13 protein-coding genes and 1 pseudogene are annotated in these 23453 nt (G+C 68.4%); 4 read left to right on the plus strand and 10 right to left on the minus strand.

Features of this window, described 5'->3' with window-relative positions; genetic code table 11:
• Positions 1-16: 16 nt before the first annotated feature.
• The 8 genes and pseudogenes from QF046_RS09305 to QF046_RS09340 all read right to left on the minus strand — a co-directional run bounded on the left by QF046_RS09305 (position 17) and on the right by QF046_RS09340 (position 13555).
• Positions 17-6136, minus strand: coding sequence for an Ig-like domain-containing protein (locus QF046_RS09305; protein ID WP_307368942.1), 6120 nt, complete (start codon positions 6134-6136; stop codon positions 17-19).
• 105 nt (positions 6137-6241) lie between these two features.
• Entirely contained in the window at positions 6242-6820 is a 579-nt protein-coding gene (locus tag QF046_RS09310) for a DNA-3-methyladenine glycosylase I (protein ID WP_307368945.1), read from the minus strand.
• Positions 6817-7215 carry a cupin domain-containing protein gene (locus tag QF046_RS09315; protein WP_307368946.1) on the minus strand — a complete coding sequence of 133 codons (399 nt, stop codon included), beginning with the start codon at positions 7213-7215 and terminating at the stop codon, positions 6817-6819. The genes QF046_RS09310 and QF046_RS09315 overlap by 4 nt, the downstream gene beginning before the upstream one ends.
• Before the next feature lie 107 nt (positions 7216-7322).
• Positions 7323-9396: pseudogene (locus QF046_RS09320) on the minus strand (acyl-CoA dehydrogenase).
• Between the two features lie 348 nt (positions 9397-9744).
• Positions 9745-11178: an MFS transporter gene (locus tag QF046_RS09325; RefSeq protein WP_307368948.1), complete on the minus strand. Its 1434-nt coding sequence runs from the start codon at positions 11176-11178 to the stop codon at positions 9745-9747.
• Positions 11179-11256: 78 nt separating this feature from the next.
• Entirely contained in the window at positions 11257-12069 is an 813-nt protein-coding gene (locus QF046_RS09330) for a MetQ/NlpA family ABC transporter substrate-binding protein (RefSeq protein WP_307368952.1), read from the minus strand.
• 44 nt (positions 12070-12113) lie between these two features.
• Positions 12114-12785, minus strand: a complete 672-nt coding sequence (locus QF046_RS09335; RefSeq protein WP_307368955.1) for a methionine ABC transporter permease — start codon at positions 12783-12785, stop codon at positions 12114-12116.
• Entirely contained in the window at positions 12782-13555 is a 774-nt protein-coding gene (locus tag QF046_RS09340; protein WP_307368958.1) for a methionine ABC transporter ATP-binding protein, read from the minus strand. The genes QF046_RS09335 and QF046_RS09340 overlap by 4 nt, the downstream gene beginning before the upstream one ends.
• An 86-nt stretch (positions 13556-13641) precedes the next feature.
• Between QF046_RS09340 and QF046_RS09345 the strand changes: the two genes are divergently transcribed.
• Positions 13642-14058 carry an OsmC family protein gene (locus tag QF046_RS09345; protein WP_307368961.1) on the plus strand — a complete coding sequence of 139 codons (417 nt, stop codon included), beginning with the start codon at positions 13642-13644 and terminating at the stop codon, positions 14056-14058.
• Positions 14059-14557: 499 nt separating this feature from the next.
• On the opposite strand, the gene recQ is transcribed toward QF046_RS09345, so the two are convergent.
• On the minus strand, positions 14558-16624 hold the full coding sequence (gene recQ / locus QF046_RS09350) for a DNA helicase RecQ (RefSeq protein WP_307368964.1): 2067 nt from the start codon (positions 16622-16624) through the stop codon (positions 14558-14560).
• A gap of 88 nt (positions 16625-16712) precedes the next feature.
• On the opposite strand from recQ, the gene QF046_RS09355 reads away from it, so the two are divergent.
• A complete protein-coding gene (locus tag QF046_RS09355) occupies positions 16713-17009 on the plus strand; it encodes a GNAT family N-acetyltransferase (protein ID WP_307368968.1) in 297 nt (98 codons plus the stop codon).
• 84 nt (positions 17010-17093) lie between these two features.
• On the opposite strand, the gene QF046_RS09360 is transcribed toward QF046_RS09355, so the two are convergent.
• Positions 17094-20126, minus strand: coding sequence for a S8 family serine peptidase (locus QF046_RS09360; protein WP_307368972.1), 3033 nt, complete (start codon positions 20124-20126; stop codon positions 17094-17096).
• 155 nt (positions 20127-20281) lie between these two features.
• On the opposite strand from QF046_RS09360, the gene QF046_RS09365 reads away from it, so the two are divergent.
• On the plus strand, positions 20282-20827 hold the full coding sequence (locus tag QF046_RS09365) for an ECF transporter S component (protein WP_307368974.1): 546 nt from the start codon (positions 20282-20284) through the stop codon (positions 20825-20827).
• A 77-nt stretch (positions 20828-20904) separates the two neighbouring features.
• Positions 20905-23424, plus strand: coding sequence for an energy-coupling factor transporter ATPase (locus QF046_RS09370; protein WP_307368976.1), 2520 nt, complete (start codon positions 20905-20907; stop codon positions 23422-23424).
• Positions 23425-23453 lie beyond the last annotated feature (29 nt).

Here is a 23453-nt window from a genome sequence, read left to right on the forward strand (position 1 = left end):
CTTCATGGACAATCGATCAGTACCAGGTCATCGCCGCGGCGTCACCCCAGCCGCCTATCGTCGCCCAGACCGTCGCGCCAGGGTTCCCGAAGTAGCACGTGAGGTTCACCGTGCCGTTGGCCGGCACGTATACGGTTCTGCCGCCCCAGCGCTGGCCCGGGTTCGGACCATCGTTGCAGTACAGCGGATAATTGCCCGCGGGGAAATCGGTCACCGAGATCGCCATGTACGCGCAGGAGTAAGTCGTGCATGCGTCGCCGTTGCCCGTCCCAGGCCAGTATCCGGGGGTGCCCTTCACGGTCGTGGCCCTGGGAACCGGGGGCGCATCGGTGGTTGCGGAGTATGTCCCCGATTCCGCCGCGCCACCCGGGGAGGCAACGGCCCGGACCCGGATGCTGTGCGTTTGGTTGTACCCGTTGCCGACAGTCCGACTTCCGCTCGTCGCGACCTGCTCCCAGCCCCCGCCGTTCACGCTTATGTACGTGGTCACGGGGCGGCCGTTGTCGGATCCGCCCGCGTTCCAGGTGAGGTTGATCGCGGTGGCGCCCGACTTCGACGCCGAACCCGTCGGTGCGAATGGTGTGCCGTACGGGGTCACCTGGTTGGACGCAGCGGAGGCGTCGCCAGGTTGCGACTGCTGGCCGTCGATCACCGAATACGCCCTCAGCCGCACGGTGTAGTCCGTCCCGTTCTCAGCGGGGATCGCCCCGCCGTTCCAGTTCGTCCACGACCCGCCGGTGATCAGGTACTGGTAATGGAGCTCGCTCCGCTTGGCGCCGTTGAGGTCCGAGTCCGGAACCGAACCGCTGACCGTGATCTGCCTGTCGCCTTCAGTCGCCTTCACATTGGTCGGCGCACCCGGTTTGCCGAAGGCGCGGCGCGGCGCGGACTGCGGGCTGAGGTCGCTGTCGCCGGCCTTGTTCGTCGATCGCACGGCGTAGGTGTAGTCGGCGGGATCGGTCGGAACCGAGACCGTCTGCGATGTCGCCGTCCCGACCGACACGGTCTTGAAGACGCTGCCGCCGCGATAGATGACCAGGTCGTAGTTCTTGACCGCGTCGCCGTTCGGATCCGCGTTGCCCCAGCTGACCGTCATCTGCGCCTCGCTGCCGACCGACGGCGCGCTCTGCACCTGCGGTGCGGCCACCACGCCGGGCTTGCCGGCGGGGATCTCGGCCAGGGAGAACTGACTGAAGTCGGATGGGTCGGGCGCCTGGTTGTGCGCCTGCACCCGAACCTGATAGCTCGTGCCGTTCTCGAGTCCGTCCCAGATGATGAGGTTGAGGGTGCCACTGACGGACTTCTCCGAGGATCCGCTCAGCGGCGCCGGCGAGATCTGCAGCGTGTACGACTCCACCGGCGAGCCATTGGACTGCGGTGTCGTCCACCGCACCTTCAGAGACTTGTCGCCGAACTCGAGCGTGGGCGGCAGCGGCTTCTCGGGACGGACATCGGGTCGCGCAGGTTCGGACACCGGCGAGGGCTCACCATCGCCGACGCGATTGTGCGCGACGACCTGGAAGGTGTACTCCACGTTGTTCACGAGACCGTCAAGCGTACATGTGGTCGTCTCGCACGTCTTCGAATAGGGACGCCCACCGACCGAGGTCACGGTGTAGTGGTCGATCTCGGCGCCGTTGTTGGACGGAGCCGACCAGGCCAGTACCACTGTACGGTCCTCGACGGTCGTCACCCGGGGAACACCCGGTGCATCCGGCACACCCTGCACGATCACGGTGATCCGACCGTCGACCTCACGATCGGGGTCCTTCGTCGCGTCCTGGATGCGATAGCGCACGACCATCACCCCGACGAACTTCTTGCCGGGGGTGACTTCGACCTCATCACCCGCCACACGTGCGTCGCCGTCACCGCTCTCCACGGCGGCTGCGAGCACCTTCAGCGGAATGCCCTCCTTGTCGAACGGATTGATGTCGTTCCCCAGAACGGGCACGGTGATCGTCTGTCCCTGATCAGCCTCATCGATCGTGTCGGGGCTCGCCACGGCGAGATCACGAGTGGATGCGGTGACCGTCACCGACACCGTGCCCTCGACGGGCTCCGTCGTGCCGTCGGTGATCGTCAGGCGAACGGCCGTCGTGGTGCCCTTCGGTGTCGTGGTCGGCGCCTCGACCAGGAGTCGAGTGCCTTCCAGTCGCGCGCTGACGCCCTCGCCAGGCTGGCCGGAGACGCGGTACTGGATCTTGTCCGCGTCCTCCTTGTCGGGATCCGTGGTCAATGCGGCCAGATCCAGCGACGTCGCGTCCTCGCCCGGCGCCACCTCGACCTGTCCGTTCACGAAGACCGGGGGCTGATTCTCGGGAGGCAGCACCAGGATCGGGATCGAGAGGGTGCTCTTGCGACCCTTCGGATCCTCGACCGTCTTGCCGTCGGTCACCTCGAAGTTCAAAGAATCCTTGCCGAAGTAGCCCTTCTGAGACGTGTAGACCAAAGTGGTCTCGTTCTTGATCAGGGTGTCGCCGTTGCCGTGCCCGGAACTGACCTTCGACGCCTCCGTCAGGCGGACGGTGCCGCCGCCGGCGACAGTGACATACTCCGACAGCGGCAGCTCCTTCGTCTCCCCGCTCTTCACCTCCACCGGCTTCGTGGACACCAGCGAGGGGCGCAACTCACTGATCGAAGGCACGAAGATGAACGCCGAGGCCACCCTGTCATCCTCATCGGTGACGGTGTACCTGATCAGCTGACGGTCCTCCGTCACGGTGACCCGGGCCTTGCGGTCGCCGACGAGTTTCGCGCCGTCCTCGATCGCGACCTTCAGCCCCTCGGCGGTGCCATCCGGATCCTCGTCGTTGCCGAGAATGTCGAGATCGGTGGTGAGCGAATCCTTCAGATCCTCCACGCGCACGCGATCGTCCCTGGCGATCGGCGTCATCAACGGGACGTCCTCATCCACCGTCACCAGGATGGGGGCGTCTGCTTCGGCGCCCTTCGCGTCACGGATGGTGTATCTCAACGACGCCTCCATCTCGTGGTCCGGCACGACGACGATGACCCGGTCGCCCGAGAGGGTCGCCTTCAGCCCGCTCTTCTCGGGAACGTCGAGGCCGTCCTTCACCAGGCGGATCTCGTCGCCCTCCGGGTCGGAGTCATTGGCCAGCACGGGCACGGCGACCGAGCGGCCGGGCCGCACGACCACGGCGTCCTTCACGGCATAGGGCGCCTGGTTCGTCGCCTCGGGAGGGGCGATGCCGACCCGGATCGTGGCGGTGCCCTCGGCGCCCAGGCGGTCTCGCACACGGTAGGTGAACGTGTCCACACCGGCCGAGTCGGCGAATGCCTCGTACTCCAGGTAGTCGCCGCCGGTCTCGGTGATCTGACCCTTGATGGGGGCGATGTCCTGGCCCAGCAGCTCGACGGAGTCGCCGTCGCCGTCGATCTCGTCGAGCAGGACCGGGATCCTGATCGTCCCGCCCGCCAGGGCACGGGCGGTCAAGTCACGGGGCCGCGGCGGGGCGTTGACATCGGCATCCAGTGGCAGAATCTGCACGGTGATGTGACCACCGGCCTTCTGCCCCATCGAATCCTCGGCCTCGTAGGTGAGATAGACCGTGCGAGCCTCGGACCCGGCGCGGAAGCGCACCTGGTCCTGTGAGACGAACGCCTCGCCGTCCTTCGGATCCACCAGCGGCTCGATCAGTTCCGGTGCGACGTGCATCACGTCCCCGTTGGGATGCACATCGTTGTCCAGCACCGGGATCGTCACCACATCACCGACGCGGACCACTGCCTCATCGTCGTGGGCCACGGGCGCGGCGAGCTTCGACGGTGCGGGGATGGGCACCACGGTCACATCCCCCTCGGCGGATTTCGAGCCGTTCGAGATGCGGTAGGTGACCTTCACCGGCGCGTCCAGGGCACCCTGATCGCTGATGCGCAGCGTCTCATGGTTGAGCACGGACACGGCGATCCCGCTGTGCGGCGGCACCGTCACCGACTGCACCACGAGCACTCCCCCGGAGGGGTCGGAGTCGTTGTCGAGAACCCCGACCAGCGCCTCGCTGCCCTTGGGCAGCAGAGCGATATCGCGCACCGCCACCGGCGGCAGCTCCGACTCCTGCTTGTCCAGCACGTCCACGCGCACGATGCCCTTGGCATCCGCCTGACCTGCCGACACCAGGTACTGCACATAGAACACACCGGCCGCGGCCGCGTTGAACGTGAACTTCTTCTTCGGATAGTCCGGCAGCACCCGGGCCGTCTCGAGCGGATCCACGCGGGTCAGGCGCAACTCGTCGCGACCCGAACTCGTGTCGTTCGCCAGGGGGAACACGGTCGCCGTCTCGCCGACGCGGGTGACGATGTGGTCCGCGTTCGTGACCGGGATCGTCGTCCCCGGCGGCTTGACGTCGAGCAGGATCTTTCCGCTCACGGCCTCCCCCAGGGAGTCCGAGACGACGATCTCGATCTCCTTGCGGCCCTGCAGACTCCCCACCGCGCGATAGGTCAGCTGACCGTCGGTGGTGAAGTCGACCTCATCCCCTTGCGCGGGGATCACGTTCTGCAGGTAGACGTCGTCGCCCTGAGGGTCGATCCAGTCGGGCAGCACGTTGTAGGAGAGCGTGCCACCGGACTCGACGGAGAGCTTGGTGACGCGCTTCGCCTTCGGCGCCGAGTTCGTGTCCCAGTCATAGACGGTGGCGGTGACGACGGCGGTGTCGGTGCCGTTCGGGCGACCGTCATCCACCTCGTAGGTGAAGGACGCCTGCCCGGTGGCGTCCTCAGGCACCATGATCTGCAGCGCCGCGCCGTTCAGGATCGGCTGCACCTCGCCGATCGACGGCTGTGCATCGGCGAGAGAGGCCACCAGGACGTCGCCGTCGGAGTCGTTGTCGTTGTCGAGCACGGGAAGCAGCGTGGTTCCGCCCGGCCGCACTCCGAGGCCGGGATCGTCCTCGGCGACCGGAGGAGTGTTCTCCTCCTTGCGATCGGGCAGGGAGGTCTCGATGGTCTCCTGCGTGGACTCGTCCTCGTCCTCGGTGTCGCCGTCGGGCGGCGTCAGGATCGACCAGTCGTCCACGCGCTGCAGGCTCTCATCGGCCAGCCACGCCTCACCGCCGATGATGTCGTTCAGCACGATGACGTCGCGGTTCACCCGGAACGTCAGGCGGGTGCTCTTCTCAGCGCCGGGGATCTTCTCGGCGACATCGCTGCGCTCTCCGGCGCAGTCGCGGATGAACCGAGCAGAGCCTGCCCAGGCGCCGTACGTGCAGCCCTTCAGGTACACGGGTGCGGCGGGGATGCCCTCGCCGCCGGCTTCGACCGCCACAGGGTCGGATCCGTCCATCGGCACGCGGACGAGCTGATGCACGCCGGCGAGCGCCACCGCATCGGTCTCGGCGGATGCCTGCTGCAGCACGGCGTCCTTCGCGGACCCCATGCCCAGCTCGCCGAGCTCGGTGCGGAAGCCGCCGGGAGTGGTCACCACTCCCGCAGCGGCGTCCAGCACCACCGGGGTAACGCCGACTGCGGTGATCGAGGGACGCTCGGATGAGTCGATCTTGCCGACCGAATCGGACTTCGGCTCCAGAGGATCACCCTGCGCGTCCACGGGAATGGTGACGACTTCGCCGCGCGCGGCGGACAGCGCAAAGACGGTGCCGTCGCGTCCGACGACGACGTCGGCGTTCTTCCCCAGCTTGATCAGGGGTTCTTCGCCCTTGATGTCGAAGCCCGAGATCGCCGTCGTGCCGACCACCCAGAGGTCGCCGGAGGCGCGATCCAGCACGGCGGCGGTGCGTGCACCGAGGGAGACCTTCGCATCGGGAGGGAGCGGAGCACTGTCATCGAGCGACACCCGTGCGGGGTTCACCGCCGTCAGCGTCATGCTGCCCCGGTCCGCGACCAGAACGGTGCCGCCGTCCTGGAGGACGTCGTAGTCCTCGCCGGCCGTGCGCAGTCCGCCGTCGAGCACCGTGGACTCATGATTGAAGTGGCCGACCAGCAGGCTCGAGGTCTTCGTCAGCCACACGCCCGCATCGTTGAGCTCGACCTTCGCGGTCGGCAGCCCGTCATAGGCGAAAGCCATGCCGGTGAGCGCGACCGCACCCACCACGACCCCCGCCGTCGCCGCCAGTCTCTTCGGGCGCGCCCGCACCCACGTCAGTACTCGCATACTGGAATTCCCCCCTTGGCGCGCACTGCACGCCGCGGAAAGCCTAGCGTGCCCTCGCCGATCGCGCAGATAGCGAGATCAATCCATCACACGCCTCAGCAGTGCTCAGTCCGCGATCGCGCGCCAGCATCCGTCGACATGATCGTCGACCATCCCCGATGACTGCATGAGCGCGTACATGGTGGTCGGTCCCACGAATCGGAAGCCGCGCTTGCGGAGGGTCTTGCTCAGGGCAGTGGATGCGTCGGTCACCGCGGGAACGTCGCCGAGTTCCCGAGGGCGGCGAGCGGATGCGGTGGGCGCGAACGACCACATCAGCGCATCCAGCTCGCCGTCGGCCATGTCGCGCACGAGGACGGCGTTCGAGATCGTGGCCAGGATCTTCGCGCGATTGCGGATGATCCCTGCATCCGCCATCAGCCGATCCACGTCGTCCGGCCCGAACTCCGCGACGATCTGCGGATCGAACCCGGCGAACACCTCACGGAAGCGAGGGCGTTTGCGCAGGATGGTGATCCAGCTCAGCCCTGCCTGGAAGCCCTCCAGCGCCATCTTCTCGAACAGCGCCCGATCGCCGTGCAGCGCAGTGCCCCACTCCTCGTCGTGGTAGCGCCGATACTCGGGGTCGTCGCCGGTCCACGCGCAGCGCGCCCGTCCGTCCGGGCCGGTCAGCAGCGAGGTCATGCGTGCCAGGGGAAGGGGCGCTCGCGGTCGAGCTCGGCATCGCCGGCCGTCTCGCCGAGCGCCATGCCGGCGGCGCGCACGCACACCCAGCGCATCGGCGTCGGGCTGTCGGGCAGTGCGCGCAGCGCGTGCATCACGCCGGGCTCGACATGGACGACGGTGCCGGCCTCGAGGGGAAGCACCTCGTCGCCGAGCGCGAACTCGCCGCGGCCGTCGATCACGATGTAGATCTCCTCGAGCCTCCCGTGCGAATGCCAGAACGGCGCTTCACCCCCGGGCTGAGTGGTGTTCACCGATACGCCGGCGAACTGCGAACCGATCTCCTTCTCCAGGAACTGCTTGCCCCGCTCGCCGCCCCAGGCTGCGAGTTCGCCGATCTGCGTCACGTTGCTCATGAGGATCACGCTACCCGGCAGGTGCGACATCCCATGCCGACCATGTGGCACACATGGCCGTATCACGCAGGGCGATTCCGACCATGTGGCACACATGGCCGGGTGATTCAGCCCTGCTTGCTCTGCTTCTTCTTCGCCTTGTGCAGCGCCTTCTCGGAGAGCGGCGCCGTGCCCGACGCCTCAAGCGCGGCATAGTGCGCGCGGGCCTCGTCCTGACGCTGCTGCTCGATGCCGCTCGCGATGGGTGCACGCACGTGCTCGGGCTCGTAGGCGAACGCGCCGACCAGTTCCAGCGCGTGCGGACGCAGCCGTGCGCACAGCCGGTCGATGTAGCTCGAGACGGCGGCGGCGCGCTGCGTCGACAGGCGCCCGTTGATGAGATGCCAGGCGAGGTGCTTCTCGATCACCGTCAGCCCGAACAGGTCGCGCAACCAGGTGAGCACCGTCTTGGTCCTGGGGTCGTCGACGCGGTTGACGGCGTCGGTGAACGCCTCCCACATCAGCAGCTCGCCGTGGGCGCGGGCGGCTTCGATCAGCTCGGCCTGGTTCTCGTTGAAGAGCTTCTCACCGAGGACCTTGTCCTTGCCCGCGGGGCGCAGACGGCCGGCGATGTCAGCGACCATCTGCTGCACGCGCTCGGTGAGCAGCTCGTGCTGCTGTTCCTCGCGCAGGCCCAGCTCCACTGAGCGCGCGGTCGAGCCGAGGTCGGCGACGGCCTGCCCGAGCGTGCGCAGACCCGCGCCGTGGAAGACCTTGCCCGCGGTCTGACCGACCGCGTACTTGGCGAGTGCCGCCGCATCCTTACCCGTGAACTGCTGCGCGAAATCCGTCAGCAGTCGCTTGCCGACCAGCTGCAGCAGCACGTTGTTGTCGCCCTCGAAAGTCGCGTAGATGTCGAGGTCGGCGCGGAGTCCGACCAGGCGGTTCTCGAACATGTAGCCGGCGCCGCCGCAGGCTTCACGCGCCTCCTGCAGCGTGTCGAGGGCGTGCCAGGTCGACAGCGGCTTGAGCGCGGCGGCGAGGGTCTCGAGATCCTCCCGGTCGTCGGGGGTGTCCGTGCGACCGGAGAAGACTCCGTCGAACTTCTGCAGGAACTCGTCGTGCGCGAAGATGTGCGCGTACGTGGTCGCCAGGCGCGGCAGCAGCCGGCGCTGGTGCTTGCCGTAGTCGAGCAGCACCACCTCCTGCCCGTCGGCGCCGTCGAACTGGCGGCGCTGGGTGGCGTACGTGATCGCGATGTGCAGGCCGAGAGCGGATGCCCAGGATGCCGCGCCGTCGAGGGAGACGCGCCCCTGCACCAGGGTGCCGAGCATGGTGAAGAAGCGACGGCCGGGGCTGTCGATCGGACTGCTGTAGGTGCCCTCGGCGTCGACGTCGCCGTACTTGTTCAGCAGGTTGGTGCGCGGAATGCGCACGTGGTCGAAGGAGAGCCGGCCGTTGTCGATGCCGTTCAGGCCGCCCTTGAGCCCGTCGTCCTCGCGGGTGACGCCCGGCAGGTCGACGCCGTCCTCGCCGCGCAGCGGCACGTAGAAGCAGTGCACGCCGTGATTGACCCCGTTGGTGATCAACTGGGCGAACACCGTCGCCGCGACGCCGTGCAGCGCGGCGTTGCCGAGGAACTCCTTGGTGGCCGCGCGGAACGGGGTGTTGATGACGAACTCATCGGTCTCGGGATCGAAGGTCGCGGTGGTGGCGGCCGCGGCGACGTCGGAGCCGTGGCCGATCTCGGTCATCGCGAATGCGCCGGGGATGGAGAGGTCCATGATCCCGGGCAGCCACTTGTCGTGGTGCGGCGCTGTGCCCAGCTGCAGCACGGCGGAGCCGAACAGCCCCCACTGCACACCCCGCCTTGATCTGCAGGCTGGGGTCAGCGGTCACCATCTCCTCGAACCCGGCGACGTTCGCGCCGTTGCTCTCCTCGCCACCGAATCTTTTCGGGAACGCGCGGTGCACGGCGCCGTTCTCGACCAGCAGGTGCAGCTGGGTGAGCACGCGCTCGCGGTGGGCGTCCTTGCCGAGGCTGTCGTCACGCCAGAACGCCGGATCCTTGATCAGCTCGCGCGACTCGCGGCGCGTGTCTGCCCAGGTGCCCATCAGCAGCTCGGTGATGCGCGCGACGTCGACGCTTCCACCTTCAGCGGCGGCGGTTGCGGCGGTGGATCGGACGGCGGCGTCGACCATGACGATTCCTCTCAGAACGGAGCGGGGTTGCGTCAATGGTAGGTCTGCGACAAATCAGAGTGAAGTCGTCTGTGCCACTCCGACAATCATCGAGGGGCGCGGGCTCCGGTCGCGTTGTCGCGACCCCACAGCATCCGCCCACACGTCGGCTCACGCCGGGGCGCATCCGCCTCTCCTCGCCTGCCGTGTCTCAGCAGTGGCGGATGCGCAGCGGCGCCAGCCGCCACATCTGAGACACGAGCCTGACCGGGTTCCAGAAGATGCGACTGCGCCTCGCCGACACCCGCCCGTTCTGGAACATTGGGCGCGCGAGTCGTGTGAGGACCGCGGCCCCGGCATCCGATCGGCTCAGCCGTCGAGGTCCTCGGCGTCGACGTCCTTGCCCGTCGGGTCCCACTTGATGATCAGCAGCGAGACGAAGCCCACCAGCGGCGCCAGGGCGACGATCCAGAAGACGCCTGTGGACAGCGATGCGGCCAGCACCGGGAAGAAGACCAGCGAGACGATCGAGAAGACGCGCTTGACCGCCTCGTTGAAGCCGACGCCGACGCCGCGCAGGCGGGTCGGGTACGAGAGGGTGGCATAGCTCATCAAGTTGGCGCCCGGCCCGCCCGCCTGGGCGAACACGAACGCCGCGAGCATGGCGATCGAGATGAGGACGAGAGCGCCGGTGGGGATGCCGACCAGGGCGAGCAGCAGTAGGGAGACCGCCTGGATCGCGAAGCCGATGATCGTCATCCGCCGCGCCCCGACACGGTTGATGAGGCGGACTCCGAGGAGTCCGCCGGCCGCACCGAAGCCGAGGTTGATGACGAGGGCGGAGAGGATCGTCACCAGCGGTCCCTGCTGGAAGAGCATGGCGATGATCAGCGGCGTGCCATAGGCGACGGCGTTGTACCCGAAGGTGGAGAACACCGAGACGCAGAGCGCCGCGATCGTGCGCAGCCGATAGCGCGCCGCGAACAGTTCGCCGTACTGGCGCCAGTGGCCGGTGCGCTTCGCCGTGGTACGGATGGTGTCGGCATCCGCACCCAGTTCGACGTCGAGCCCGTGGTGCGAGCGCATGACGTCGACCGCGCCGCGCAGGTCGCCCTGATCGGCCAGCCACTGCGGAGACTCGGCCATGTACTTGCGTCGCACGAGCAGCACGATGATGGCAGGGACCGCACCGAAGCCGACGACGACCCGCCACAGCAGCCCCTGCTGCGCGACCGGGAGGATGAGGAAGACCGCGAGCACGAGCAGGTATCCGAAGCCGGTGGCGATGTACCAGGCCGGAGACCAGGCGTTCACGCGCTGCGAACGGCTGCCCGACCCGGTCAGCTTGGAGAACTCGGCGAGGAAGGCCATCGCGACCGGCAGATCGAGACCCACCCCGACGCCCATCACGAATCGGAAGACGATGAGGACCCACTCATTGGGCGCGAGCGCGCAGCCGATGGCGGCGACCACGAAGAAGGCCATGTCGGCCATGAAGAGCTTGTAGCGACCGAACCGATCGACCAGCATCCCGCCGAACAGCGCACCGACCACAGAGCCGACCATGATCGCCGCATTGACGAAACCGGTCATCAGCGGATCGAGGCCGAACTCCTCCTTGACTGCGGTGATGCCGAAGGCCAGCGACGAGAAGTCGTAGGCGTCCATGAAGATTCCGCCCAGGGCGAGGACGATGATCGCCTTCGTCCTCCTGCCCTGCGAACCGCGTTCGGCCAGCAGCGCGTGCACATCACGTGCGGTGCGGATCGTCACCCTGGTGCCGGTGTTCTGGTCGATGCTCATGAGCATCAACGCTAGAACCGTATGACGCCGCATGACGGCCCGCGTCGTCATGCGGCGTCATAGAGTGTCGCCCTGCTGTCACCAGGCCGTCTGGATGGTTCCGTTCCCCTCGATGACTTCGCGCACCTGATCGCTGGTGAACGCCTTCTTCAGCGCGGCCGTCGCGGCGCTGTCGGCATCCTTCTTCTGCACGACGAGGTTCAGCGCGAACCGGTCGTCGAGCTCGGTGATCAGGCCGTCCTTCTGCGGGGTCAGCCCCAGGGCGATGATGTGCGAGGGCCACTGGAACACCAGGTCGGCCTCTTCGTACGCGGCGTTCAGCGAGGCGATCGGCACCTGCAGGAACTCCACGTGCTTCGGGTTGCCGACGACATCCTTCACGGTCGCGGCGTAGGGGTCGATCTTCGGGTCCAGCGAGATCACGTCGTGCGCGGCGAGCAGCTTGAGCGCGCGCCCGGTGTTGGACGGGTCGTCGGGGATCGCGATGGTCGCGCCGTCGGGCAGGTCGGCGATGTCCTCGAGCGTCTTGGAGTAGAACGCGATGAGGAAGTTGTACACCGGCTGCACACCGACGAGCGTGCCGTCGTTGCCCTCGTTGAAGGTCTCCATGTAGGGGACGTGCTGCGAGAAGTTCGCGTACACGTCGCCGCTGTTCAGGATCGTGTTGGCGGTGATGTAGTCGCCGACCTCGACGAGCTCGACCTTGTAGTCGCCTTCGATGGCCTCGCCGGCCGCCTTCACGACATCCGTCATCGGCGCGGTGACCGCGGCAACCTTCAGCACCTGCGGCGACTCGGCCTTCTGATCGGCGGGCGCGGATGCCGCACAGCCGCTCACGACCAGGGCGAGCCCCAGTGCCGCCGCGAGCACTCCGATGCGTGACTTCTTCATGGTTCTGTTCTCCTTGGGGGTGTTCGGGTCGGTGGGTGCGGCGATCAGCGGCGATCGAGGCGCACCGAGGTGCGGTGCCCGATGGCCTGGATGGCCAGCACGCACACGATGATGATGACGATGACGAGGTACATGAGGTTGTCGTTGTAGACCTGGTAGCCGTAGCGCATGGCGAAGTCGCCGATGCCGCCACCGCCGACCACGCCCAGCACCGTCGAGTACGACAGCAGGCTGATCGCCGCGGAGGTGAGCGCGTAGACGAGGCCCGAGCGGGCCTCGGGCAGCAGCATCCGGAACACCGCCTGCGGAACCGTCGCGCCCAGCGCCCGCGCGACCAGCGGGATGCCGGTGGGGATCTCCCGCAGGATCTGCTCGGTGAGCCGGGCGTAGATCGCGACGGCGACGAAGCACAGCGGGAAGGTGGCGGCCACGGTGCCGAAGCTCGTGCCGATCACGGCGCGGGTGAAGGGGATGAAGAACACCACCAGCAGCAGGAACGGGAAGGAACGCACCACGTTGATGTAGAGGTTCGCGCCGATGTTCACGGCGCGGTTCTCGGCGATGCCGCCGCGCTCGGTGAGGTAGACGATCATCCCCAGCGGCAGGCCGATCAGCACCGCGGCGAGCAGCGAGGCCAGCATCATGTACCCGGTCTCGGCCAGGGACTTCGCGATGTCCTCGCCGTACTGGGCGAGCAGGTCGGTGAGCCAGCTCATGACATCAGCTCCCGCTTGACCTGCTCGTAGTAGCTGGGGAGGGTCCGGGCGGCAGCGGTGCGCGTGATCGGGAACACCTCGCGCAGTCGCCCCTTCTCGAGCAGTGCTGCCCGATCGCAGAGCACCTTGACGACGTCGAGGTCGTGAGTGATGACGATGACCGTGGTGCCGAGCTTCTCGCGCGCGTCGGCCAGCACACGCAGGATGTCTCCCGTGGTGGAGGCGTCGAGCGAGGAGGTCGGCTCGTCGCAGAGCAGCAGGGGCGGTCGGGTGACGAGGGCACGCGCGAGCCCCACCCGCTGGCGCTCACCGCCGCTGAGCTGAGCCGGGAAGTGGTCGACACGGTGGGCGAGGCCGACGAAGCTCAGCATCCGATCGACCTCCTCGTGCTGCTGCTTCCGACTCAGCGCCGGCCCGCCGTCTCGGCGGCCGAGGCGCAGCGGCAGACGGATGTTGTCACGCACCGTGCTGTTGCTGAGCAGGTGCACGCCCTGGAAGACCGTGCCGATTCCGCGACGCAGGGTGCGCATCGCCCCTGCGTCGAGGGAGGCGACGTCGGTGCCGGCGACGGTGACCGTTCCGGAGGTCGGCGCGGTGAGCCCGTTGACCAGCTCGAGGAGGGTCGACTTGCCGGCTCCGCTCTCGCCGACGATGCCGAAGATCTCGCCGGAGCGGATGCTGAGGGTGACGTCCTCGAGGGCCGCCGACTCGCCGGGACGGAACCGCTTGGTGATGCTGCGGAACTCCACGATCGTGGAGGAGGTGGACATTGCGGGGCTCTCGCGTCGATGGGCGGGCCGCAGGCCGCCAGGGCCCGCGCAGCCCTTTCTGTACGTGATCCAATTATAGTTGAAGGATGAGTGCCAGGTACCGGACCGAAGCGATCAACACCGAGGGCGGAGACGGCATCAGCCGGATTCTCGACGGCATGTCCGTCGATGTGTCGTCACCGCTGGCCGCGGATTTCGACGCATCCGCCTCGAACCCGGAGCAGCTGCTGGCGCTCGCCTGGGTCACCTGCCTGAACGCCACCGCGCAGGCGATCGTCCGCGGTGAGCGGCGCACCGCGGTGCGGGTCGAGGTGGAACTGCACGCCGCCGAGGCGGGCTACGAGTTCCACGTGGACGGCTACCTCTCGGCCGAGGGACTCTCGGATGCCGGGACCGCCGACCTGGTCGCCGCCGCGCATGCACGCTGCCCGGTGTCCAAGCTCATCGGCGGTGCGGCCACGGTGCACGTGCACGCCGAGGCCTACGCCGGCGCATCCGCCTGAGCCGATCTTCCATCCGCGGCTCGCGGCGGAGATGGAAAGTGCGGGTTCCCGGCATCCGCCACCGACGTTTTCCATCCGCGACTCGCGGCGGAGATGGAAAGTGCCGGTTCCCGGCATCCGCCACCGACGTTTTCCATCCGCGACTCGCGGCGGAGATGGAAAGTGCCGGTTCCCGGCATCCGCCACCGACGTTTTCCATCCGCGACTCGCGGCGGAGATGGAAAGTGCGGGTTCCCGGCACCCGCCACCGACGTTTTCCATCCGCGACTCGCGGCGGAGATGGAAAGTGCGGGGTCCCGGCACCCGCCACCGACGTTTTCCATCCGCGACTCGCGGCGGAGATGGAAAGTGACGGTTCCCGGCATCCGCCTCCGACGTTTCCATCCGCGACTCGCGGCGGAGATGGGAAGTGCCGGTTCCCGGCATCCGCCACCGACGCTCTTCGGCTGCCGCCGAGAAGTCGGCGGCGCGCCTGACGCAGCGCGAACGGCCGCGTGGGTCAGTGGCCCGCGATGACCTCGAGCACGGCCTCGCCGTAGGCGTCCCGCTTCTTCTCGCCGATGCCGGTGACTCCGGCCAGCCCACCCATCGTGGTCGGTCGCGATTCGGCGAGCGCCCGCAGCGTGGCATCCCCGAACACGATGTACGCCGGCTTGCCGATCTCGCGCGCGGTCTCGGCCCGCCAGGCGCGCAGGGCCTCGAACAGGGAGCGATCACCCTCGGCGACGGCGTCCGAGGCGGCGCTCGTCTTGCGGGTGCGACCGGCGCTGACCCGCCCGATCGTATCCTTGCGCAGCGGCACCGGGGTCTCGCCGCGCATGACGCCGCCGGCGACCTCACCCGGCGCGAGCGTGCCGTACTCCCCCTGCGCGACGAGGATGCCGCGGGCCAGCAGCTGCCGTACGACGCTGCGCCAGTCCTGATCGGACAGGTCGGCGCCGATGCCATAGGTGGCGATCTGCTCGTGCCCCATCTTGCGGATGCGCTCGTTCGACGCTCCGCGCAGGATGTCGATCAGGTGCCCGGCGCCGAATGCCTGGTTGCGTTCGCGCTTGAGGCGAACGACCGTCGACAGCAGCTTCTGCGCGGGAACGAGCCCGTCGAAGGTCTCGGGCGCCTCCAGGCACGTGTCGCAGTTGCCGCACCGGCCGGACTCCTGCCCGAAGTAGCGCAGCAGGTTCTGGCGGCGGCAGGCGACGGTCTCGCACAGCGCGAGCATGGCATCCAGATGCTGGCCCATCCGCATCTTGAACGTGCGGTCGCCCGGGCTCTGATCGATGAGCCGGCGCTGCTGCACGACATCCCCGAGCCCGTACGCCATCCATGCCACCGCAGGCTCGCCGTCGCGGCCGGCGCGACCGGTCTCCTGGTAGTAGCCCTCCACGGACTTGGGCAGATCGATGTGCGCGACGAAGCGCACGTCGGGCTTGTCGATGCCCATCCCGAACGCGATCGTGGCGACCATCACGACGCCGTCCTCGCGCAGGAACCGCGACTGGTTGGCGGCGCGCACCTCGGCGGGCAGGCCCGCGTGGTACGGCAGCGCGTCCAGCCCCTGCGCGGCGAGATAGGTCGCGGTCTGCTCGACCGACTTGCGGCTGAGCGCGTAGACGATGCCGGCCGCGCCCTCGGGCATCGAGCGGATGAACGCCACGAGCTGCTTGCGCGGATCTACCTTCGGCACGATGCGGTACTGGATGTTCGGCCGGTCGAAGCTCGCCACGAAGTGCTCGGCGGCGTCCAGGTGCAGCCGCTCGGTGAGCTCCTGGTGGGTGGCGTGCGTCGCCGTGGCCGTCAGCGCCATGCGCGGTACGCCGGGGAACCGCTCGGCCAGGTCGCCCAGCGCCAGGTAGTCGGGGCGGAAGTCGTGACCCCACTGCGACACGCAGTGCGCCTCGTCGATCGCGATCACGCTCAGCACGCCGCGCTGCAGCAGCCGCGTCGTCGCCGCGGACGACAGCCGCTCGGGCGCGACGTAGATGAGATCCAACTCTCCGGCGACGTAGGCGCGCTCGACCTCGCGGCGCTCATCGGGAGCCTGCGTGGAGTTGAGATAGGCGGCGCGCACGCCGTTGGCGCGCAGCGCGTCGACCTGGTCGTGCATCAGCGCGATCAGCGGACTGATCACCAGCCCGGTGCCCTCGCGCACGAGCGCGGGCACCTGGTACGTGATGGATTTGCCGCCGCCGGTGGGCATCAGCACGACGGCATCCCCGCCGCCGATCACCTGCTCGACGATCGCAGCCTGGTCCCCGCGGAAGGAGTCGTAGCCGAAGACCGTGCGCAGCGCCTCGAGCGCGGTCGGATAGCGGGACGGGGTCGCGGTGCCCTTCGATCCCCACGCCCCACTCGGATCGTCGCTTCGCGACGTCCCGAGCCTCCGGGGCGCGTGGGCCCGGCTCAGGGACCCATTCCGGTTCGCCGTGACCGGCGTCATCGGTGCGGTGCCCCAGTCGACGGGAGGCGTCCAGCCGTCCTCCGGCGGAACCCAGTCCATCTCCTCCGGGTCGCCCCAGGGCTCATCCGCGTAGGGCAGGTCCTCGTACGGATCGGATGAAGTCGGCATCCCCCCAGCGTATCGACCGTCGCCGACGTCGGCTTCGGCCCTCCACAGGCCAGGAGCACGTAGGTTGGACGCAACCGAAGGAGGAGCAATGCCCGACATCACCGTCAGCCGCAACGATGAGGCCTCGCGCTACGAGATCCATTACGACGGCACGCTCGCCGGCTTCGCCGAGTTCGACCGACGTCCCGGAGAGTTCCGGTTCATCCACACCGAGATCGACCACGCCTTCCAGGGGCGCGGGCTGGCCCAGCAGCTGGCATCCGAGGCGCTCGCGGATGCCGCGGCGACCGGCGACACGATCGTCCCCTACTGCCCCTACATCGCCGGCTACCTGGAGAAATTCCCGCTCGACGGCGTCGAGGTGCGCGTGCCCAAGCAGGGCTGACGCCGCGCACCCGCTTCACATTTCGGGGCACGCAGAACGGGGCCGGATGCTGTTCAGCATCCGGCCCCGTCGTGTGCGGTGCGACTAGCGGGCGTCGACCGTCACGATCGTGCGCACATCGGAGTCGCCGTACTGCACGACGCCGAGGTACTTCGAGGCATCCAGTCCCGACCAGGAGAGGTCGTACGAGACCTTCTCACCGCGCGTGACGCTCAGCGGGTTCGGGGTCGCGGTGAACGCGCCCTGATCCGCACCCGAAGCCACGTTGGCGTAGGTCATGTCCCACGTCATCGGGTTCGGTGCCGAGTAGATGTTCGCGATCACCAGGTAGGTGCCCGCGGTGGGTGCGGAGATCGTCACCTGCTCGTCTGCCGATGCCGTCGCCGACTGCCACTTCGTGTAGTAGCGCAGGTCGGTGGGCGAGACGACCCGGTAGACCGTGAGGTCGAGGTCGCTGCCTTCGTCATCCGACGAGTCCAGGTCGAAGCGGCTGAGCGTGGTGCCCTTCGGCACGTTCACGACCCATGCCACGTCCTTGTTCTCGTCACCGGACTCGCCGTCGCCGGAGTGACCGTCGACGGGGTTGTCCTCGTCGACGAGCAGCTGCAGAGGGGTGAGGCCGTTCAGGTTCAGCGGCAGTGTGCCGTCGAGCCCCGGGGTGATCTCGACCGAGGTCGAGCCGTCGGCGCCGGTCGCGGCGACCTCGGCGGGAGCATCGGCGGTGACGGGGAAGACCGCCATCGGCGAGCGGACGTCGCCGTCCGAGCTCTTCCAGGTCAGCGAGCCGGTGGCCCACTTCTCGACGGGGGCGGACGCGTTGTCGAACGTGACCGTGAAGGTCTTCGACTCCCCCGCCTTCGAGAAGCTCAGGGTCGACGGCTCGACGGTCACGTTCACGCCGGGGATCGAGGCCTCGGCCGTGTAGGTGCCCGCCGCTGTCGAGGTGACCGTGCGAGTGACCGTCTGCGCGCTGGCGAGCGAGCCGATCGAGAACGATGCGCCGTTGAAGTCGCTCGCATCGATCGGGTCCACACCGTTGAAGCTGCCCGGGAGCACGCCCTCGATGTACGACGCCCAGTCCTGCACGTCGTTGAGGTACAGCAGACCCGGCTCGAAGTAGCGCTTCGCGTCGACCTGACCGGCACCCTGCGCGAACACGTCGGTGCTCTTCGAGCCGTCGGCGTTCACGGTGTCGTAGGCGGTCGTCATCAGCGCCGACTTGATCTCGGCGGGCGTCGCGTTCGGGCGCTCACCGAGGTAGAGCGCACCGAGACCGGCGACGTGCGGAGACGCCATCGAGGTGCCCGAGAGGATGCCGAAGGTCGGCGCCGCCCCGCCCGCGTTGTTGGTCGCGGCGAGGATCGCCACACCGGGTGCGGCCACATCGGGCTTGATGATGTCGGAGCCGGCGGCCTTCATCGGGCCACGGCTCGAGAAGCCGGCGATCTGCGGCACCGGGGTGACCACGCCGGTGGTGTTCTCACCGATCAGGGTGACCGGGAGGTCGACACCGCCGCGCACGTACTCGAGGACGGCCGCACGGTTCGCCGCGGCGAGGTGCACCGTGGGGACGACGTGGAAGTCGTTGTCGAGCGAGTCGGCGCCACCGGGCACGTTCACCAGGATCATTCCGATGCCGCCCGCGGCTGCCACGACCTCGGACTTCTCGGCACGCGCGTTCGAACCGCGATCGCAGACGACGATGTGGTCCTTGACCTTGGCCGCATCCAGCGTGCCGGGCAGGCACAGCTCGGCGCCCTGACCCGCCGCCGCATCACCGGCGTAGATGGACGGGCCGTTGATCTGGCTGCCGAAGGGCACGCTCACCGAGGCGCCGGCCTTCTCGAAGCCGGGGAAGCGCACGGTGCCCTCCCAGGTCGGGATGGTCGATGCCGCGACGGTCATGTACCAGGGCGAAGCGTGGTCGGCGGTGATGGGGTCGGGACCCGCGTTGCCGGCGCTGACCGAGACGAAGACGCCCGCGGCCGCCGCGCTGAGGAACGCCAGGTCGTCGGGCTCGACGACTCCGGTGGCGGCTCCGCCGCCGATGGAGTAGTTGATGACGTCGACGCCGTCCGCGACGGCCGCGTCGATGGCCGAGACCAGGTCGCTGAGGGCGCAGATGTCATCCGTGGTGACAGCCGGGTCCGGGCCCTCGTAGCAGGCCTTGTACATCGCGACCTTGGCTGCCGGGGCGACACCGGAGATCGAGCCGAGCTCGACGCCCGAGACGGATGCCTTCACGCCGAAGTTGCCGGCCGCAGTGCTCGCCGTGTGGGAGCCGTGGCCTGCGCCGTCGCGCGGGGAGAGGTAGTCGTACTGGAAGTCGAAGCCCGCCGCTGCGGCGCCGGACGAGAAGTACTGCGCGCCGACGAGCTTGGTGGAGTAGTCGTGCTTGTCCCACTCCTGGCCAGTGACGATCGGACTCTGGAACGTGTTGCCGTCGGCCTTGTCGAAGTAGACGTACGAGCCGTCGGTGTAGGGCTGCCCCTTCGACTTCTTGTTGTTCGCCTTCTTGAGCTTCTCGCCCGCGAAGGACGGGTTCTCCGGAGCGATGCCGGTGTCGACCACGCCGACCACGACGCCGGCGCCGGCGGTGCCGACGCCTCCGGTCTGCTGCCACACTCCGCCCAGACCCTTGGCGTCATCGCCGAGGCCGAGGAAGTCGGTGGAGGACTGCGCCTGCGGGTGACGGATGCTGTCTGCGTACACGCCGAGCACATCCTTGGATGCCCGCAGCTTGCCGACCTGCGCACCGCTGAGGTCTGCGGCGAAGCCGTTCACGGTCACCTGGTATTCGGCATCCGGCTTGATGCCCTGCTTCTTGGCGAGCTTGCGCTGCTCGTTCTTGAGGTGCGCCATGTACTTCTGCGAGTCGGCCGAGTGGGCATCGAGCTTGTCGCCCTTGGCGGGCTTGGTCGCCCGGAGGCCCTTGGTGTCGCCGTCGTAGGTCGCCAGCGGATCGCCCTTCATGACCACGATGTAGTGGCCGGGCGTTCCGTCGACCGGGGTGGGAGTCGTCACCCCCTCTGCGGCGAAGGCGGTGGTCGCCGTGCAACCGATGAACAACGCGGCCAGGGATACGGCCGCAGTCACTCTGAGGGGGGTTCGTCTCATGAGGGGCTCCTCTTCCGGAAGCGGCTGCTGTGCCGCAATGCCGTAAAACCTATCGTTCCCCTGAGAGCGCTGGCGACCGATTCGCGAAGTTCTGGCCGAAAGTCATCATCGGCGTCCGGAGTTCTGGCGCACCCGCCATCGCGTAGCCTGGTCCGGTGCCCTTCGCCGCCGCCCTGAACACTCGCGCTCTTCTGATCTGCGCGGCCATCGGCGTCGCGACGGGCATCGTCGCGGGCATCGCCAGCGCGGTGACGATCGGCGTCCTCGCCGTCACGCCGTACCTGTACGGGCTGGTGCTGGGATCGCACGTGCTGCCAGGGATCATCGCCCAGGAGGTGCTGCGCAGACCCCTCGTCGCCCTGATCACCCATCTGTTCGCCGCACTGATCGGGATGGCGTTCAACCCGGCATGGGCCATGCGGTTCATCGGCACGGCCTTGCTGTTCGGCGCGATCCAGGAGGGCGTCGCAGCGCTGACCCGATACCGCGCCTGGGGCCGTTGGCGCTTCTACGTCTCGGCAGTGATCATCGGGGCGATCGTCGCGGCCGTGGTCGCACTCGTGGTGGATCTCGGCACGATGGAGCCCTGGGTGCAGGTGTCGTATCTGGCCATCTCGGTGCTCGGTCCGGTCGTCTGGACGGCGGTGGGCATCGCCATCGGCAACGCGCTGCGCCGGGCCGGCATCACGACGAAGCGCTGACCTCGCACCGCTGAACCCGCCCACAGGTTAGGGCAGGCTAAGTTTGTAGGTACCGACCCGCCGACAGAGGAACCGCCGTGCGCACTTCCGCGCCCCTCCTTCGCGTGCAGAACCTCACCGTCACGCACGTCGATGCCGCGCACCCCGCGCCGCAGGACGTGTCGTTCGAGATCCGTCCGGGCGAGATCGTGCTGCTGCTGGGTCCGAGCGGATCGGGCAAGTCCACGCTCACGCTGGCACTGAACGGCTTGATCCCCGAGTCCGTCGAGGCCACGATGACCGGGCTCGTCGAAGTGGCCGGGCGCGACACCCGCGAGACACCCGTCGCGCAGCTCAGCACCGACATCTCGATGGTGTTCCAGGATCCCGATTCGCAGCTGGTCACGGGCACGGTGCTCGACGAGGTCGCGTTCGGGCTGGAGAACCTGCTGCTGCCGGCATCCGAAGTCCTGCAGCGCGCCGAGCGCGCGCTGCGCCAAGTGGGCCTGTGGGGGCGCCGCGCGTGGAACCCCGATCTGCTCTCCGGCGGAGGGCGTCAGCGGCTGGCGATCGCCTGCGCGCTCGCCATGCGCTCGCGCGTGATCGTGCTCGACGAACCCACCGCGAATCTCGACCCGCAGGGCGTGACCGACGTCTACGGGGCGCTGGCGGAGCTGACCCGGGATGCCGATCGCGCGATCGTGCTCGTGGAGCACAACCTCGATGCGGCCATCGGCCTCGCCACCCGGGTGATCGTCCTGGACCATGACGGGCGGATGCTGTTGGACGGCCCCGCCCGTCAGACGCTGCACGACAACGCCGACCGGCTGCACGAGCTGGGTGTCTGGCTGCCGTCTGAGCTGCTGCAGTCGGCTGCCACTGGGTCGCTGAGCCTGTCGATGCGCGGCCCTTCGACAAGCTCAGGGCCCCAGGATGCTGAGGCCGGGACCACAGGTGCGGAGCCCGCGATCACGGTGCGGAACCTGGTGGTGCAGAAGGCGCGCGAGACGGTGCTCGACATCCCCGAGCTCGACATCGCGGAAGGCTCATTCACCGCGGTCGTCGGAGCGAACGGGGCAGGCAAGACGACGCTGCTGCAGGCGCTCGGTGGGGTGGTTCCGGCACCGCATGGAGCCGTGATGATCGGTGATCTGGATGCTGGGCGCGCGACACCGCGCCGGCTGGCCTCGCACGTGGGCTTCGTGTTCCAGAATCCGGAGCACCAGTTCATCGCGCACACCGTGCGGGAGGAGCTCGCGCACGGCCTGCGTCTGCAGCGTGTGGACGCGGCCGAGATCGATGCGAGGGTCGACGAGATGCTCGACCGGTTCGGGCTGCGCTACCGGGCGGAGGAGCATCCGTTCCTGCTCTCCGGCGGCGAGAAGCGGCGCCTGTCGGTCGGCACCGCGCTGATCACGAGGCCGCGGGTGATCGCTCTCGACGAGCCGACGTTCGGACAGGATCGCGCCAGGGCTGCGGAGCTGCTCGACCTGCTTCAGGACCTGCAGCGGGCGGGCACGACGATCGTCATCGTCACGCACGACCTGGACCTCGTCGCCGCGTACGCCACGCACACCGTGGTCCTCGCCGACGGCGCCGTGCTGGCGGCGGGTTTGACGGCCGAGGTGATCTCCGAGGCGCGTCCCAGAAACGGCGGGATGGCGGATGCCGCACTCGCACCTTCTGGAACTTGGCCCGAGCATCCGTCCGAGAAGGTGCCGGTGGCGCAGCATCCGAGTCGCCGATCGTGGGACATGCCGGGTGGGGATTCCTGGGGAGGGGACCCGGTCACAGAGCCCTCGCCGACCGACCCCTACTCCGAGGTGCCGGCATCCCCACGACTGTGGCTGCACCACCTCAATCCACTCAGCAAGATCGCAGCCGTGCTGCCGGCGATGGCACTGCTCGTCGTGACGCGCGACCTCATCACGCCCACGGTCTTCCTGGTGCTGTCGTACGTGCTGGTGCTGACAGGAGCGCGGATCACGCGCCGCACCGCCGCTCTGCTGATCGGGATGCCGGTGGGCATCGCCGTGCTCACGGTCGGCTTCAGCATCTGGATCGACCCCGCCCAGGTGGCCGGCACGGGGACGGTCCTACGGCTCGGCGACTGGGAGCTGTACCGCGGTGCGCTGCTGATCGGTCTGACCACCGTGCTGCGCCTGGCCGCGATCCTGGCTCTCGCCCTCATCGGCGGACTCACCACCAGCGGCCCCGACCTGGTGCGCGCCGCCGTGCAGCAGCTGCATCTGCCGTACCGGATCGGGTACACGGCGCTGGCCGCCTACCGGTTCGTGCCGCGATTCGGCTACGAACTGTCGGTGATCCGCGCCGCGCACCGTGTGCGCGGTCACGGCTCCGGCGGCCCCTTCGGCGGACGCGATCCGATCTCCCGCCTGGTGCGCGGCTGGGGCTACATCGTGCCGCTGCTGGCATCCGGCATCCGCCATGCCGAACGCGTCGCACTGTCGATGGATTCACGCGCCTTCGGTGCCCACCCGACCCGTACAGAACGGCACATCTCGCCGTTCCGCACCCGCGACATGGTGTTCATCGTCGCGGTGATCGCGGCATCCGCAGCGATCTTCACCGCCACCTTCCCGTGGCAGCTGGGCTGAGTGCGACGAAGGGCCGCCCGGAATCAGCA

It is taken from the genome of Microbacterium sp. W4I4, from assembly GCF_030816235.1.
Classification (GTDB): Bacteria; Actinomycetota; Actinomycetes; order Actinomycetales; family Microbacteriaceae; genus Microbacterium.